The sequence below is a fragment of the Mesorhizobium sp. M0239 genome, assembly GCF_040321815.1.
Taxonomy (GTDB): domain Bacteria; phylum Pseudomonadota; class Alphaproteobacteria; order Rhizobiales; family Rhizobiaceae; genus Mesorhizobium.
Genome location: NZ_JAMYSG010000022.1, coordinates 35,834 through 51,820, shown reverse-complemented (window position 1 = coordinate 51,820; position 15,987 = coordinate 35,834). Strand labels below are relative to the sequence as shown.

The 15,987-nt window shown below is 60.2% G+C and carries 13 protein-coding genes, 4 pseudogenes and 1 riboswitch; of the genes and pseudogenes, 4 read left to right on the top strand and 13 right to left on the bottom strand.

Annotated features, from left to right (window positions below):
- Positions 1–73: 73 nt before the first annotated feature.
- Positions 74–1,629: pseudogene (locus NKI99_RS22530) on the top strand (ISL3 family transposase).
- A 76-nt stretch (positions 1,630–1,705) separates the two neighbouring features.
- Here NKI99_RS22530 and NKI99_RS22525 read toward each other — a convergent pair.
- Both NKI99_RS22525 and NKI99_RS22520 read right to left on the bottom strand, forming a co-directional pair.
- Positions 1,706–2,524: an IS3 family transposase gene (locus NKI99_RS22525; RefSeq protein WP_352612084.1), complete on the bottom strand. Its 819-nt coding sequence runs from the start codon at positions 2,522–2,524 to the stop codon at positions 1,706–1,708.
- Positions 2,503–2,853: a transposase gene (locus NKI99_RS22520; RefSeq protein WP_352612007.1), complete on the bottom strand. Its 351-nt coding sequence runs from the start codon at positions 2,851–2,853 to the stop codon at positions 2,503–2,505. Before NKI99_RS22520 ends, NKI99_RS22525 begins: the two co-directional genes overlap by 22 nt.
- Positions 2,854–2,962: 109 nt before the next feature.
- Between NKI99_RS22520 and NKI99_RS22515 the strand changes: the two are divergent.
- Positions 2,963–3,333, top strand: a pseudogene (locus tag NKI99_RS22515) (transposase); the annotation flags it as partial.
- A gap of 30 nt (positions 3,334–3,363) precedes the next feature.
- On the opposite strand, the gene NKI99_RS22510 reads toward NKI99_RS22515, so the two are convergent.
- From NKI99_RS22510 to NKI99_RS22465, 10 genes and pseudogenes are all read right to left on the bottom strand, one after another.
- The gene (locus NKI99_RS22510) at positions 3,364–3,624 is read right to left on the bottom strand and encodes a hypothetical protein (protein ID WP_352612006.1); all 261 of its coding nucleotides are present in this window, start codon (positions 3,622–3,624) and stop codon (positions 3,364–3,366) included.
- Between the two features lie 388 nt (positions 3,625–4,012).
- Positions 4,013–4,774: a hydroxymethylpyrimidine/phosphomethylpyrimidine kinase gene (locus NKI99_RS22505; protein ID WP_352612005.1), complete on the bottom strand. Its 762-nt coding sequence runs from the start codon at positions 4,772–4,774 to the stop codon at positions 4,013–4,015.
- Positions 4,765–5,370, bottom strand: a complete 606-nt coding sequence (locus tag NKI99_RS22500; RefSeq protein WP_352612004.1) for a thiamine phosphate synthase — start codon at positions 5,368–5,370, stop codon at positions 4,765–4,767. Before NKI99_RS22500 ends, NKI99_RS22505 begins: the two co-directional genes overlap by 10 nt.
- Positions 5,367–6,140, bottom strand: coding sequence for a thiazole synthase (locus NKI99_RS22495; RefSeq protein ID WP_352603744.1), 774 nt, complete (start codon positions 6,138–6,140; stop codon positions 5,367–5,369). Before NKI99_RS22495 ends, NKI99_RS22500 begins: the two co-directional genes overlap by 4 nt.
- Before the next feature lie 3 nt (positions 6,141–6,143).
- Positions 6,144–6,341 (bottom strand): sulfur carrier protein ThiS, encoded by a 198-nt coding sequence (gene thiS / locus NKI99_RS22490; RefSeq protein ID WP_031253541.1) that lies wholly within the window; start codon positions 6,339–6,341, stop codon positions 6,144–6,146.
- A complete protein-coding gene (thiO, locus tag NKI99_RS22485) occupies positions 6,310–7,311 on the bottom strand; it encodes a glycine oxidase ThiO (protein WP_352612083.1) in 1,002 nt (333 codons plus the stop codon). Before thiO ends, thiS begins: the two co-directional genes overlap by 32 nt.
- A gap of 5 nt (positions 7,312–7,316) precedes the next feature.
- The gene (gene thiC / locus NKI99_RS22480) at positions 7,317–9,152 is read right to left on the bottom strand and encodes a phosphomethylpyrimidine synthase ThiC (protein ID WP_352612003.1); all 1,836 of its coding nucleotides are present in this window, start codon (positions 9,150–9,152) and stop codon (positions 7,317–7,319) included.
- 103 nt (positions 9,153–9,255) lie between these two features.
- A riboswitch (TPP riboswitch) is annotated at positions 9,256–9,372 on the bottom strand.
- A 223-nt stretch (positions 9,373–9,595) separates the two neighbouring features.
- Positions 9,596–10,900, bottom strand: coding sequence for an ATP-grasp domain-containing protein (locus tag NKI99_RS22475; protein ID WP_023778385.1), 1,305 nt, complete (start codon positions 10,898–10,900; stop codon positions 9,596–9,598).
- Positions 10,901–11,470: 570 nt separating this feature from the next.
- A complete protein-coding gene (hemA, locus tag NKI99_RS22470) occupies positions 11,471–12,682 on the bottom strand; it encodes a 5-aminolevulinate synthase (RefSeq protein WP_352612002.1) in 1,212 nt (403 codons plus the stop codon).
- A 314-nt stretch (positions 12,683–12,996) separates the two neighbouring features.
- Positions 12,997–13,145: pseudogene (locus tag NKI99_RS22465) on the bottom strand (IS630 family transposase); the annotation flags it as partial.
- Between the two features lie 387 nt (positions 13,146–13,532).
- On the opposite strand from NKI99_RS22465, the gene NKI99_RS22460 reads away from it, so the two are divergent.
- Positions 13,533–14,201, top strand: coding sequence for a GntR family transcriptional regulator (locus NKI99_RS22460; protein WP_352612001.1), 669 nt, complete (start codon positions 13,533–13,535; stop codon positions 14,199–14,201).
- 11 nt (positions 14,202–14,212) lie between these two features.
- Here NKI99_RS22460 and NKI99_RS22455 read toward each other — a convergent pair whose 3' ends face one another.
- A complete protein-coding gene (locus NKI99_RS22455; RefSeq protein ID WP_286461381.1) occupies positions 14,213–14,965 on the bottom strand; it encodes an SDR family NAD(P)-dependent oxidoreductase in 753 nt (250 codons plus the stop codon).
- Positions 14,966–15,330: 365 nt separating this feature from the next.
- Here NKI99_RS22455 and NKI99_RS33880 point away from each other — a divergent pair.
- Positions 15,331–15,777, top strand: a pseudogene (locus NKI99_RS33880) (ISNCY family transposase); the annotation flags it as partial.
- Between the last annotated feature and the right edge of the window lie 210 nt (positions 15,778–15,987).

Here is a 15,987-nt window from a genome sequence, read left to right as displayed (position 1 = left end):
ATTTTGGCTCTGACTCACTTTTGATGAAAATGGGGTGCCGGCTGGCGTTGGTTTCACGCAAGGAATCAATGGCATGGGCTATACATTGCGGCCTTCGACCCTCGTCCCTCGCGGCTTTGTGGTGGACGACACCGCCGTTGACGATGAGGTGATGTTGATCACGGTCCGTCCTACGAGTACGGCGAGCCTCTGTCCGGGCTGCGGAACGAGGTCCCAGCGGATCCACAGTCGGTATCAGCGGCGCCTTGCGGACCTGCCTATGGCGGGCAAGCCTGTTCGGATCGTCGTTGTGGCTCGGCGGTTCCACTGCGGCGCCGTGTTGTGCAGCCGGCGGATCTTCGCTGAGCGTTTCGACGGGGATGTTCTGGCGCCGTGGGCTCGGCGAACCGCCCGGCTCGACCAAATCGTCCATCACCTTGGGCTTGCGCTGGGCGGCAGGCCCGCAGCCAGCTTCGCCAAGAGGTTGATGCTGCCGGTGAGCAACGACACGTTGCTGCGCATCGTGCGGCGGCGCGGTAGTCCGCGCTTTGTCCCGCCGAGCGTGATCGGGATCGACGATTGGGCGTGGCGACGAAATCAACGCTATGGGACGATCATCTGCGACCTTGAGCGGCGCAAGACCATCGCCCTGCTGCCTGACCGTGAGCCGGCGACGGCCCAGGCCTGGCTCACAGACCAACCCCAGATCGACATCGTCGCCCGCGATCGCGGCGGTGGCTACGCTCTTGCGGCCGCCAAAGCGCTGCCTGGGGCGATCCAGGTGGCCGACCGCTGGCACTTAATGGAGAACGCCAGCCGCGCCTTCCTCGACGCAGTTCGCAAATCCATGCGGTCGATCCGCGCCGCGCTTGGTGCCGCCACTATTGATCCAGAACTGCTAACCGCCGCCGAGCGGATTCAATATGAAGGATACCTTCGTCGGGAAGACACCAATGCCGCATCCTCGGCATGGCCAAGGACGGGACTACGATTAAGGAGATTGTTCGCCGCACCGGCCATAGCCGCGGCGTAGTCCGCAAGGTTCTGCGAGGCCAGCGATCTGACGTCTTTCGAGTCCGAGAAAGCTCGCTGGAGCTTTATCTTCCTTGGCTCGACGCCCAGTGGACGGCTGGGGAGCGCAATGCAACAGCACTCTGGCGGCGCCTCAAGAACCAGGGATTCCGTGGTTGCTTGCGTGTCGTCACCGAGTGGGCCACGCGTCGCCGGCATTCAGATCAAGTGAATGGCGACGCCCTGCGCCGTGCACCCTCGGCCCGAACCATTGCGCGGCTAATGACCATCGGTCGCGACAGCCTCTCTAAGTCCGAAACCGTCACGGTGGCGGCGATCGAGGGCGGCGTGCCTTTATTGGTGGAGGCCCGGGAAATCGTTGCAGGCTTCCAGGCCATGATCCGCAAGAAGACTCTCGCCGATCTCGAACCTTGGCTGGAGCGGGCCAGATCAAGTCTGGTCGCCTCGTTCGCCAATGGCGTTCTCAAAGATCGATCGGCCGTCAGCGCGGCGATAACCTTGCCATGGTCCAACGGTCAGACCGAGGGCCAGATCACCAAGCTCAAGCTCGTGAAACGCCAAATGTATGGCCGAGGAAAGCTCGACCTGCTTCAGGCGCGCGTCATCGGCGCTGGCTAGGTTCAATCATCACCAAAAGTGCGTCAGAGCCAAAATTGGACGCCGATCTGGAGTGCGCCCCTCGGGCCGGACAAGGTCAAGCCGCAGTTTTGACCATCTGCCGGGCGTGTTGGTCCTCGAACTGTTGCGGGCTGAGATAGCCGAGCGCTGAGTGCAATCGGCGGGTGTTGTAAACCTCATCAATGAAGCGGGGAAGGTCCTCAGCGACGTCGGCGAAGGTTTCGTAGGCCATCGGATAGACGGCTTCGACCTTCATCGTCTTCATGAAGCTTTCCGCTTTCGCATTATCGTAGGGATTGCCGCGCCGGCCCATCGATCCAATAAGATCGTGCTCGGCGAGAACGTTGCGGTAGAGGAGTGCGGCATATTGCGAGCCTCGGTCCGAGTGATGGACGCAGCCCGGCGGGGGTTTTCGTCGTTCGATTGCCGCCTTCAATGCTGCAACGGTCAAGCGCGCGTCGATCGACCGACCGATGGCGTAACCAACGACCTTGCGTGACCAGGCATCCAAAATGACCGCGACGTAGACGAAGCCCACCGCAATCGTCACGTATGTTATGTCGCTCACCCAGAGCTGGTTCGGGCCGTCGGGTGTCACGTTCTTCGCCAAGTTCGGGAAGATCGGCAACTCGTGATCGCTGTCCGTAGTGGCGATGAAGCGCCGCCTGATCCTGGGCTGCAGATCGTGCTCGCGCATCAACCGTCTGACCTTCTTGTGGTTGACGACGATGCCGCGCTGCCGCAGCGCCGCCTGCATGCGGCGATAGCCGTAAGCTTCGAAGCTGTCGGAGATCTCACCCATCGTCTCGACGAGCGCTGTGTCATCCACGGCGGTTTCGGGCTGATCGTAGTAGGTTGATCGCGCGATCCCCATCAGCCGGCATCCTTCAGCGATGGAGACATCGCCGGGCCGGTGATCACGGATGTAGTCCCGCTTCTCGGACGTGGTGCGCTTTTCAGAGCCCCCTTTAGAAACTCAATTTCCAAGGCTTGCCGGCCTACCAGCCGCTCCAGCGCTGCGATCCGCGCCTCATAGGTCTGCATCGTGTCGGCCGCCGCCACGTCTTCGTCGAAGGAGCCAGCCTCGTATTTCTGAACCCAGATGCGGATCAGGTTACGCGGCAGTTCGTGCCGCTTGGCGAGACCATGCAGCGTCTCGCCGGACAGGAACTCCTGTGCTACCTGACGTTTGAACTCGATGCTGTGCGTGCGATAAGTCACCATGGGCTTCCATCCTTCGAAAGCCCGGCTTCCAAGTCAATTCTGCTTGTTCATCCTGTCCGGCCCGAGGGGCGCACTCCATTCGGGGGTCAGTTTTGGAAGCCGTTTGACAATCTACCGCGCACCAAGCGCCGACGCCGCCGAACAGGCGCTGACCGCGTTCGAAGCCGGCTCCTGGGCCAGCGTTACCCCGCTATCGGGCAGAGCTGGCGGCGCGCATGGAGCGAGGTGATCCCGTTCTTCGCCTTCCCCGAAGCGGTGCGCAGGATCGTCTACACGAGGAATGCCATCGAGGCGCTGAACTCGAAGCTCAGGCGGGCAATCAGGGCCAGGTGCCACTTCCCGAGCGACGATGCCGCCACAAAACTGCTCTATCTGATCTTGAACCGATCCGAGAAAGAGTGGAAAATGCCGCCTGCTCGCAGGTGCCAGGTTCCAGGACGGGATCGAGGTCATCAAAGGAAGCCGCAAAGCGCCGCTTGATCAACCCCGTCACCCAAAATCCGTCATAGCTCATTTTCCGGCGCCGTGCTTGTAGACGTTGACCACCAACCGGCACGCATCGAGCGTCTTGAAGTAGTCCGTGCTTCGGACTTTCCACCCGAAACTTTCCAGGAGGCCTGCAATCTTGGCGAAATCCGCTGACCAGACCTTCGCAGCTGCCGTATCCCCTCGATGCCAGTGTCGTATTTCGCGGACCAGCCAGTCCCGCAGCTGTTTGTCCCACTCGTGGAACATCCCTGCGGTGACACTCAGCCGGGTTTGGTCGCGCATGCCGCTCAGGAGCTGGTAGAACTCAATGCCGGCGTCGCGAGCAGCCTCGTAGAAATCCCCGGAATCGTCCGGTCGGGATCAAACCGGCCTTTGCTTTGCTCCAGCACTGCAGGGCCAGATCCGGCGGCCCCCGCCGCGCTGAAATGCCTCCCTCCTGCGGCCTCACACTCGCCAGGAGGTACGGGTGCATCCCCATGCCTGACCGGCAGTGCGCTTCGCCGCAGGAAGAGTCCCGTTACTTTCCCGGCCTGGCAGGGCAGCTTGTCTCGGCGCTGCTGAATTCCGATCTGCAAAGCGGCCTCATCCGTCACGCCCTGGGAAAAAAGGGCAGGAGGGCTACGGCTTCCATTTCAGCGTCAGCCGCTGAACGCTTGAGCCGGCTCTACGGCTATTCGGCTGGGGTTTTCCGAAGCTTTTCTAACACAAAGAGCTTGCCCTGGCGCACGGCGTACTCGATTGATTGCGCCTTCGCCAGATGTGCCGCAATCGAGCTGGCCAGCATGCAGCCCGTCCCGCGCATCGATGCGGCAAGACGCGGCGTGTCAAAGCGGACTGATTCGTGATCGGGGCGCAACAGAATATCGGTTGATTGCGGTCCCGATGCATGGCCGCCCTTGATCAGCAGAGCCCGCGCGCCGGCTGCCAGCAATTCCTGGCCTTGCCACACTACGCCGTCCTCATCCACTGCCCGCTCCGAGCCAACAAGGAGTGCCAGCTCGAAGAGATTGGGGGTGACCAGACGGCAAAATGGCATCAGATCGCCTTTCAGGGCGGCGATGGCGCCGGCCTCTAGGAGCGTCCGGCCTGACGTCGACGCCAGCACCGGGTCGAGCACTGCCGGCACCTGCGGATTTTCGCGCAGCACAGCCGCGACGGCTACGACGATCTCGGCCGTTGCAAGCATGCCGATCTTGATTGCCGCCACCTTGTTGGCCTGCAGCGCGGCGCGCATTTGATCGGCCACAAGATCGGGCTGCGAAGGATGGATTTTCATCACGGCTTCGTGCGTCTGCACCGTCAGCGCGGTGACGGCCAGGCAGGAGCGCACGCCAATGGAAGAGAGCGTCTCGATATCGCGTGCAATTCCAGCCCCACCGCTGGAGTCTGATCCGCCGACCACGAGCACATGCGGTTCTCGCCTCAGCGCCATGGCTTTGTCTTTTCGATCCATTCTCGCGTGCGCGCTTCGGGATCGGCATTCAACGTGATGTCGGTGACCACCGCCGCGCTGTCCGCACCAGCCGCGAAGACACCATCGAGCCGGTCGGGGTTGAGGCCGCCGATGGCGACCAATGGGATCGGCGCCACCCGATGCTTCCACGCGCTGATCCGGGCGAGCCCTTGCGGCGCCCATTTCATCTGCTTCAGGACGGTGGGATAGATGGGGCCGAGCGCGATATAGTCGGGCTCGGCAGCGATGGCCGTTTCCAGTTCTAGATGATCGTGCGTGGAAAGCCCGAGCTTCAATCCGGCGTACTTAATCGCCAGCAGGTCGGCCGCAGCCAAATCCTCTTGGCCGAGATGGACGAAGTCGCAGCCTTCCTCGATTGCCGTGCGCCAATAGTCGTTGACGATCAGTTGGCAGCCTTGGACCGCGCAGACGCCGTTCGCGCGGCGGATTTCCGTCCGCAGCGTGGCCTCGTCCCTATCCTTGATGCGCAACTGAACCAGCTTGACGCCAAGCGGCACCAGCCGTTCGATCCAGGCGGCGCTGTCGAGGATCAGGTAGAACGGATCGAGCTTCATGAAAAAACTGCCCTGCCAATTGTCGGCGTCGACGGCACGGCGACGTCACGCGGTTCGAGCATTCCCGAGCTGAAAGCTTCACGACCGGCCTCGACCGCCTTGCCGAACGCACGCGCCATGCCGACCGGATCGGCCGCCTTGGCAACCGCGGTGTTCAGGAGTACGGCGTCAAAGCCGAGCTCCATGACGGTCGCCGCGTGCGACGGCCGTCCGAGCCCCGCATCCACGATCAGCGGAACATCATGGAAATGTCCGCGCATCGAGCGCAGCGCCGTGATGTTGATCGGTCCGAGAGCGGAACCGATCGGCGCGCACCACGGCATCAAGACCTTGCAGCCCGCCGCAAGCAGCCGCTCGGCAACGACAAGGTCGTCGGTGGTATAGGGGAATACAGCAAAACCGTCCTCGCACAGGATGCGGGCGGCTTCGACCAGACCGAAAACATCCGGCTGCAGCGTGTCATGGTTGCCGATCACTTCGAGCTTGACCCAGTTCGTACCGAAGACTTCGCGCGCCATTTGTGCGGTCGTGACCGCTTCCTTGACGGAGTGGCAGCCAGCAGTGTTGGGCAGGATTCTGACACCAAGCGAGCGGATCAACGACCAGAATTCTTCGCCAGCCCTGCCGCCTGCCATTTCACGGCGCAACGAGACGGTCACCACCGCCGTGCCCGAAGCCCTGACTGCATAGGCAAGGATGGCAGGCGAAGGATATTGAGCCGTGCCAAGAAGCAGGCGCGACGGAAGCTCGGCTCCATAAAGCTCGATCATGGCCTAGCCGCCCTGCATGGGCGAGAGGATTTCAATCCGGTCGCCGTCGTTCAACTGGAATTCCGCTCGGTTGGCTTTGTGCACGAGGTCATTGTTGACGGCCGTCGCCAGCCAATCGCCCTCATAGTCGAGCGCGGCAAGCAGCGCCTCCAGCGTTGTGGCGGCAACCTCATGCGCTTCGCCGTTGACCATCAGTTTCATGAGCAAGCTCCTTGGTTCTGTCTTGAGTGAAAACCAGGTCGGCAGCCTGGCGCGCGATGGCGGGAGCCAGGAGAAAACCGTGACGATAGAGCCCGTTGATCGCGATGATTTCACCCTTGGTTTCGACGCGCGGCAAATTGTCGGGAAAGGCTGGGCGGACGCCGACACCGGTTTCAACGATCTCGGCCTCGCCAAAGGCCGGGTGGAGGGCATAGGCGGTACCCAGCAGTTCCATCATCGAACGCGCCGTAACCGGTCCGACGGACTGGCTTTCAATCATCGTCGCACCAATCATGAAACGGTGGTCGGTGCGCGGCACTGCGTACAGTGGAAAGCGCGGATGCAGCAGCCTGATGGGGCGCGACAGCGAGATATCAGGGGTACGCAGGATGAGCATTTCGCCGCGAACGCCACGCAACCTGTCATTTTGCGCTGCCATTCCCGTGCAATCGATCTGACGATCGAAACCAAAAACATGCTGGGCGTCGGCGCCGAAGTGGAATTCAACACCCGTGGCCGCGAGCTTGTCATGAAGTGCTGCCATCGCCTGGCGCGGATCAAGATGGCCCTCAGCGGGGAAGAGCAATCCGCGGCGGAAGCGGCCGGCTAAGTCGGGCTCCAGCAAGGCAATTTCATCTTCCTCGACGCGCCGATAGCCCGTCGTGCGGCTGGCGAACCGGTCGAGCTCGCCCGCATCGCGCGGCGCGGCCAAGACCAGCGTTCCCCGTCGTGCTACCAAGCCGGGCGTTGCGGCGTCCCACCAGGCGGCGGCGTCGCGTCCGAGATCCAGCACCGGCTGCTCGGCGCTTTCACACTCGCACCACGGCGCCAACATGCCACCGGCGAACCATGACGCATTGCCGCCAAGGGCAGGCCTTGTCTCGGCAACGGTAACCGCCGCGCCGCGTGCGGCGAACTCGAAGGCGGCGGTGAGGCCAGCAACGCCCGCCCCTTTGACCAAGACCTTCAAGACCTTCATGATGGCTCACGTGGCTGAGGTATGAGCGGTGCGCCGGTCTCGTCCGCCGGCAGGTAGAGATCGCCGCCCTCGCGGTATTTCGCCGCCATCGCCGCCATGCCCTCTTTCTGTGCCTCGGCGCGGATGTCGTGAGAGATGCGCATGGAGCAGAATTTCGGTCCGCACATCGAGCAGAAATGCGCCACCTTGTGCGCCTCCTTGGGCAAGGTCTGGTCGTGGAAAGACCGCGCCGTTTCGGGATCGAGCGACAGGTTGAACTGGTCCTCCCAGCGGAACTCGAAGCGCGCGCGGGAAAGCGCATCGTCCCTGAGTTTTGCCGCCGGATGCCCCTTCGCCAGGTCGGCGGCGTGGGCGGCGATCTTGTAGGTGATCACGCCGATCTTGACATCGTTGCGATCGGGAAGGCCGAGATGCTCCTTGGGCGTGACGTAGCAGAGCATGGCGGTGCCGAACCAGCCGATCATCGCGGCGCCGATGCCTGAGGTGATGTGGTCGTAGCCCGGCGCGATGTCGGTCGTCAGCGGGCCAAGCGTATAGAACGGCGCCTCGCCGCAGACAGCGAGCTGCTTGTCCATGTTCTGCTTGATCTTGTGCATCGGCACATGGCCAGGGCCCTCGATCATCACCTGGCAATCCTTTGCCCAGGCGATCTGCGTCAACTCGCCGAGCGTTTCCAGTTCGGCGAACTGCGCCGCGTCGTTGGCATCGGCGATCGAGCCCGGACGAAGGCCGTCGCCGAGCGAGAAGGAGACGTCGTAGGCTCTGGCGATGTCGCAGATCTCGGCGAAGTGCTCGTAGAGGAAGCTTTCCCGGTGATGGTGCAGGCACCATTTGGCCATGATCGAGCCGCCACGCGAGACGATACCCGTGACCCGGTCAACGGTCAGCGGGATGTAATGCAGCCGCACGCCGGCGTGGATGGTGAAATAGTCAACGCCTTGCTCGGCCTGTTCGATCAGCGTGTCGCGGTACACCTCCCAGGTCAGATCCTCGGCAATGCCAGCGACCTTTTCGAGCGCCTGGTAGAGCGGCACCGTGCCGATCGGCACCGGCGCGTTGCGCACGATCCAGTCGCGGATGTTGTGGATGTTGCGGCCGGTCGACAGGTCCATCACCGTATCGGCGCCCCAGCGGATCGCCCACACCATCTTTTCGACCTCTTCAGCCATCGACGATGTGACGGCGGAGTTGCCGATATTGGCGTTGATCTTGACCAGGAAATTGCGGCCGATGATCATCGGCTCGCTCTCGGGGTGGTTGATGTTGGCGGGAATGATCGCCCGTCCGCGCGCCACCTCGTCACGCACGAATTCGGGCGTGACGAAATCGGGCAGCGTCGCGCCGAAAGCCTCGCCGTCGCGCTCAAGCTTGCCGTGCAGGATCTCGCGACCAAGGTTCTCGCGAATGGCAACGAACTCCATTTCGGGTGTGATGATGCCGGCGCGCGCATAGGCAAGCTGCGTCACCGCCTTGCCTGCTTTGGCCCTGAACGGTCGGTGGCGAATGGGAAATTCCGGCGTCAGGCGTTCGCCCGCCGCGAATCCGTTGTCCTCCGGCCGGACATGGCGGCCGTCACAGTCCTCTACATCGCCGCGGGCCAAGATCCATTCGTGGCGAAGCCGGGCCAGGCCTTTTTCGATGCTGGTTTCGACAGCCGGATCGGTATAGGGGCCCGACGGATCGTAGACGGTGACGGGCGGCTCGCCGGCTGTCGGATGGACGGAGATTTCGCGCATCGGCACTTTGATCTGCGAGTGGATGGTGCCGGGCTTGTGGATCTTCCGCGAGGCGGGCAGCGGTCCCGTCGACACGGCGGGGGTAAGGGCATTCATCTTGAGGCTCCTTTGCTCATGCATTGGAGACCCAGTTCTGTGCCGGAAGGATGAAAAGACGCTTCTGTCGACCTGCCGAAACAGGACCTCGGGCGTAAACTCCCGCAAAGCGCTTGCACCGTCCCTACGCCAGTATGAACTGGATCAGGTTCAACGGGTCACTGCGCCGCGAAAGCCAGCAGTATCTCAGCCCCTTGCCGGGACTCCCCTGGTGAATGCCTCAAGTTGAACGGGCCGGGGTTGTCTTGTCAAGCGCATGTTCGTCCTGCGGCGGCGGTGGGCGGCAATCAAATTGGGCCCAAATTGGGCCGACGGCCTCGCCACGGGTCGCGGAGAAGTTCCGCGGGAGATAGGGCAGGTGTGGCCAAAGCTGCATTTGCCTCGTCAAACTTGATGTGACATTGACGTAGACGGAACTGCTGCGTTTCAAGGATCTTAAGCCGTCAATGCCTGATCGGAACAGAACTGGTGGGCCGCCCGAACGCCCCACAAACATCGTGCTCTCGATCACCTCCTATTGTCGCCGGAAAAGGGGTGATCGACCAATCGATCAAGTCGACGGCTCGCTGAAGGGCGCCCTCGGTTTCAGCACGGCTGGGCGAAGTGGCAATGACATGTCCAATCCAGTCTCGGAAATCCCCCTTCCTGACGATCGGTGTCTTGGGTTCAACATTCAATTTGACCTCGGCCACACCTGATATAGCAGCTGCCTGAGTGTCGCCACCAATCCAGTCCAGGGTGCCATCTTGATCAGGAAGCAGGAATCGCGCGGCCGCAGTATGCGAATGCTTTTTGCGCAGATCCCATTCCTCGCCAATGACAAGCTTGATGTGCTCGGTGACGAGGTCGACACCGTAAGCTAACTGGACCAGTTGAGGGTCGGGCGCGCCACTAAGACGCGGATTGACTTCAATGACAACTGGACCGCGTTTCGTGCACCGGAGTTCAATGTTAGTTGGCCCCCAGCCAAGGCCGAGAGCCCGCAAACAGCTCAGCGAAACATCGGCGATGCGCTCACGCTCCTGATCGGTTAGCAGGGCCGGATACGTCACCTCACGTATGACGAAATGGGGGAGGGGACCAAAGTCATTGGCGCAAATCGCAACGACCTCATTCCCCATAACATTAATGCTATAGAACGGGCCCTGTGCGAATTCTTCGACGAGTATTTTCGGTGTAGACCGCCATATGTGTTTTCCGCCCAATAGATAGGTCGTATGTTCGGCTACGTCTTCGAGGCTGCGGCACAATCGGACACCGATGCTGCCGCTGCCTACTGCCGGCTTAAGAATCACGGGCAGGCCGATCTCTGCAGCCGAGCTTTCTACCTCCGCCGCATTCGTTGCCAACCGATAAGCCGGTATTGGAACGCCGGCCTGCGCGAGGAGTTGGCGTTGCTTGAATTTGTCGCAGCTTCGTTCAATCGATTCAGGGTTCGGCCCCGGTAGATCGAAATGCCGGCAAAGCTTGCCAACTGTCGCATAGATCGATTCATGGTCCCCGGCAAAGCCAGTAATGCCAGCAATGTCGTGGGTAGCACGCAGCCGCGAACATTCGCGGACCAACGCTTCGAGATTGCCAGTGTCGACACGGATTGCCTCAACGTTTTCCGCCGAAAGATAGTCGTACCGAGGTGGATCAGCCGTCAGAGTAATTGGATGAAGACCAAGACACTGAGCCGCTTGGACGTATAGCTGACCAGTACCCCTATGGCCTTCGACCAATATGAGCGCTCTTCTTCTTACCATTGCTGTTAATCCCGATGTTGCGTGCTGGCGGCGGTCCGAGGGTACCGGCGTCACTTTTATGGCCGTGCCGGACCTCAGACTCGCGGTGCCGTACCATTGTCAACGACTGACGGTTGTAAAAATCTTGTAAATTGATTTGAAGGATCTGTTGCAGCGTTGTTGATTAGGGCGGCGTCGGAGGCTTGCTCCGTTCAAACCAGGTTAGCTGGGGTTGGTGTGTGATCCCGTGGGCCTGGGCGTGACCTACCCCTCGGGTAGGGCACGCCAAGCCACATCAAACTCGCAGCACAAGAACATGCGCTCTGGTCATACCGGCTCATGGTGAGCCCTGAATCTGGAACCGGCCCGATGTGTAAGCAGCGAGTCGTCAAACGGCCCCATTCAATCATGGAGTCACATCATTTAAGATCGCGAAAGCTGTCATTGCGGGTTACGGAACTGCTTTCCGATGACATTCGAAGATGCGATCGGGCGTCAGAACCGGATCGCTGACCGCCGCTTCCACCTCGGCGAGCCCGGCTGATATAATCAGGTCTGAGGCTGCGCGCCCTGTCGTCCCCAGCATTTACATTAGGCAGCCTTGCCAAGATTGTCCCGCAGCAGAACCTGCCTGAGCGCATCGACGAACGTCCGAATATCTGTCGTACTATGGGCAGGCGTAACCGTCACCCTGAACCGCTCGGTTCCCACCGGAACACTCGGCGCCAGAATTGGCTGAACGTATATTCCATGCTGATCTAGAAGCTGGCGGGACGCTTCCTTGCAACGGAATGGATCACCAATAAGCACAGGAATGATGTGGCTTCGGGTCGGCATGACGGGGATGCCCGCCTCTTTCAGCAATCCGACTAAAAGTTTCGTTTTCCGGTGCAGATCAATTCGTTCTGAATCTGAATCGCGAAGATGGCGCAGCGCTGCCAGCGCACCAGCCGCCAGCGCTGGCGCAAGCGCCGTGGTGAAAATGAAACCGATCGAGAAGCTTCGTATGCTGTCAACAATGGAGGCAGGTCCGGTCACATAACCCCCCATCGAGCCGAACGCCTTACCTAGCGTCCCTTCGATGATGGTTGGACGATCCATGATGCCAAGTTCCGCGGCAATGCCGGCGCCTTTCGGACCGTACATTCCCGATGCATGAACTTCATCCAGAAACGTCATTGCGCCAAATTCGTCCGCCATGTCACAGATATCTTTGATCGGTGAAATGTCACCGTCCATTGAATATACCGATTCAAAAACAATGATCTTGGGTCTTGCAGGATTTACACTGCGCAGAAGCTCCCGCAAATGCGCAACGTCGTTATGCCGGAAGACGCGCTTTTCGGCCCGGCTGTTGCGGCATCCACTAATAATTGAAGCGTGGTTGTGCTCGTCAGAAAAAATAATTGTGTCCGGCATCAAAGATGCCAATGTACTCAATGATGAATCGTTTGAGCTGAAGCCGGAAACAAAAATCAATCCTGCTTCCTTATTGTGGAAACCTGCAAGCTCCCGCTCGAGCAACACGTGATAATGGTTGGTGCCACCAATGTTGCGGGATCCTCCGGATCCTGCGCCGTTGGCATCGATGGCGCGCTTCATTGCCGATAGCACTTTGGGGTGCTGCCCCATACCGAGATAATCATTAGTGCACCAAATGGTTATCTCTTTTCGGCCGTCGGGCCTATTGAGCCAGGCCTTTGGGAAGTTGCCAGACTGACGCTCCAGATCGGCAAATTCACGATACCCGCCACGGCCTTTGAGTTGCTCGATTCTTCCGGCGAAATACTGCACATAATCCAAATCAATCTCCTGTTGGGAAGCCGTTCTTCGGCGCGCTCAGTGCTGCTTCACAGCGCACCTGCGCCGGCCCATCGCGTCGCATCCCTCGACAAGCACCAGCAAGATTGGATTTCGACTACGCGCTTGATCTTGCGGGGGTTTCGGGCGCTCCAGCTAATTCGGGTAACGCGCCCCAAAGTGCAAGTGAAGAGAATGTTAAATCTATTTGTTACTGAAATGTCTGAAATTGCATAGTGTCGCAAGGGATTTCATAATTCTGGCCAGTCGTCGTTCGATTCCTGTCGCGGCCTTGTCAGAGCTGCGCTCGGCGGGCTTTCGGGCCCGAGAGCCGCAATGCGCGAGGGCCGCGTCTTGTCGCGCAAGAGCCCTTGAAGCCCTTCGGCGGCGAAACGCTCTGCCAACGCCATACGCAGCTTTTGGACTTGCTGGCCTGCCGGATCATCTCGACGGTGCCGACGTCATCGTCGGTCCAGCCGGTTCGGAGTCGCCTCAGAATCGGAATTTTCTGCCCATCAGACTGGAAATTGACATGTAAGCTTCCCGGCTCCTTCAGATGTCATCATCTCTCGCACACCATCTCATGCCACGCAGATGAGATCGCGCCTTTTTCTGTCGTCACATTCCATTGTCAGAATCGGAAAAGAAGGGTCTCCTTGTTTTTATATGAAACAAAATTTCACAAATAATTATGAAAACGGACATGTTTGCTGCAGACAATTAACGTGCACGTACTTGTCTGCCGCTGAATAACAAAATATAGGCAGCGATTATAACTTATAAACGTAGTGAAACGCGTCAATCGACATTTCCGTAGAGCTGCAGCAGAGACGAGGGGAGTCCCATGGGCCCTATGAAGATGCAGCCCGAGGAGATGGGCAGCCTGTCCGCGCGGATTTACAGCAAGGTGCGGGATGGCTTGATCATCGGCAATTTCGCGCCGGGCGACCGTCTCCTTATGCAGGATCTTGCCGAGCAGCTCGGAACCAGCATTACGCCGGTGCGCGAAGCCTGTCTGCGGCTCGTCAGCGAGCAGGCGCTCGAGTTGCGCTCCGGCAGGTTCGCCGCGGTGCCAGACCTCAGCCGCGCCCGCTACATTCAGATCAAGCTGATCCGCGTGGCACTTGAAGGGCTTGCGGCAGAACACGCTGCCGACCATTTTGCCCCCCCCGATCTCGAACAGCTTGAGACCTTCCGCGCCTCATTTGTAGAGAGCAATAAGGCCGGTAATATCAAGGAAGCGCGATCCTCCAATCGCGCTTTCCACTTCGGCGTCTACCGCCTGTCGCGTATGCCGATGCTGATCGGACAGATCGAAAGCATGTGGGCCTCGATGGGTCCAATCCTTAACGTTTACGATCGGGAAATTCCGCGCGGGTACACCGGCGCGGAAGAACATGACCATCTCATCGAGGCCTTGAGGGCTGGCGACAGGAAGAGGGCCCGCGAGGCGATCGAGAACGACATCCAGCGAGGCTCACATGGTCTTCTGCGCTATTTCGACGAGCGCGGCTCCGGCTGAGCCGAATTGCCCTAAGCACCATCGATCTGCGCGACGCGCGGTGTGCGCAGGCCGGCTGTTTCCCCGCCGTCTACAGTCACCACCGTGCCGTTGACATAGCTCGATTGATTCGAAAGTAACCAAGCGACCACATCAGCGATCTCTTCAGGGGCACCGAAGCGGTTGGCAGGGATCCGCAGTTCGAGCTGCTTCTTGCGCAGTGCATCGCTTATGATGTTGCCCATCATGCGTGTTTCGATCTGGCCGGGGCAGACAGCGTTGAAGCGGATCTCCTCGCCGAACTCCAGCGCGAGTGCCTGGGTCAGCCCGATGACCGCGGCCTTTGAGGCGCAGTAGGCAGCGAGCCCTTCTTCGCCCGTCTTTCCGGCGATGCTGGCCATGTTGACGACTGAACCCCTCCCGAGCCGCAAGCCGTCCAGCGCATGACGGATGAAGAAAAAGACGCTGCGTGCATTAACCGCAAGGACCTCATCCCAATCGTCCTGGGTGGCGGTGGCGAAGGCAATGCGCTTCGACATGCCGGCATTGTTCACGAGCCCCGCGAGCCGGCCGTTGCCAAGTTCAAGCGCACGGTCGACGACACGGCGGCAATCGTCTTCACGGATGATGTCACCGGCAACGAACGTGACACCGTGATTGGCGCGTTCGAGCGCCGCGCCCGCTTCTGCATCTCGGCCGGTCGCCACCACTCTGGAACCGGCAGACGCAAGTTTCTCCACGCAGGCCCGCCCAATCCCGTGCGTGGCGCCTGTTACGATGATCATTCCAATTCACTCCATTGCGTATTTGGCAACCGCACAGTTTGGGGGGCTCGCTTTTGGGCCAATCCCCGCCCCATCAAATCATGACGAACAACGTTGTCGTCACCTAGGATCAGTGGATCAAGTTGTGACGCAGGTTAAAGCCGGTGGACTGGCCCAAGCGCCGGGCCGTCGGCCCAACGGCTAGATTGGCGATACTGCGCATGTGGCCATGTCTTTCCTCGCGTGATGGGGTGTTCCCTAGAAGCGGAGCGATATGCGGGTGTGACGACCGATAAGGCGGACCGGCTATTCCGATAGGGACATCCATACTGTCGCATGACCGACTCGTCATCCCGCAAGGCCAGTAATGCCAGAAGTGCTGCACAATACGCCAAGAACGCACACCGACCAATCAGTGTTTCGACTGTTCGCCGCACACGGGATCGGCCTCTCAGCTGGCAAAACCATGTCGCAATGGCTGGACGTGCATCGCGATTTGCGAGCCTGGTGACGCGGGACTGCGCCGGCACGCTATCAAGGGAACCGGCCGCGACGGCTTGCCGGCGGAGGCTGTGCTGCCCTGCCCCTGCTCAAGCAGCACCACCCACTAAGCATCGGGAACCCGCGTTCCATTTAGAAGCCTCCACGTTGCGGGCCTTTGCCCGGCTGCCGGGAGAATGAAGTCGCAAGACAACACCCGCAATCCGGGCGCCGACCTCTAGGAAGAACTCAGGCTGGCAAGCGCCAGACGAGAGAAGTTGGAAAGCGGCACGGTCGTGCGCGGGGAACCGTCATTTCAACAATCATCCGACCGCAGCGTGTTATGGCACGCTGCCGTGCGGTTCAGCGCGGCTGTTGCAGCACGAATGCACTGGGCACATCTCCTCCCTAAAGACCCTATGACGATTTGGTCGATAGCGAAGTGCGGCTGCTGACCAATGGCTCTGTATTCGAAGGCCACGCTGATCGCTTTGACTTATTCGCCGGCGCTTGATGTCAGGCAACTCGATCGACAAGCCGCATACCGGTCGGGATCGTGTCCC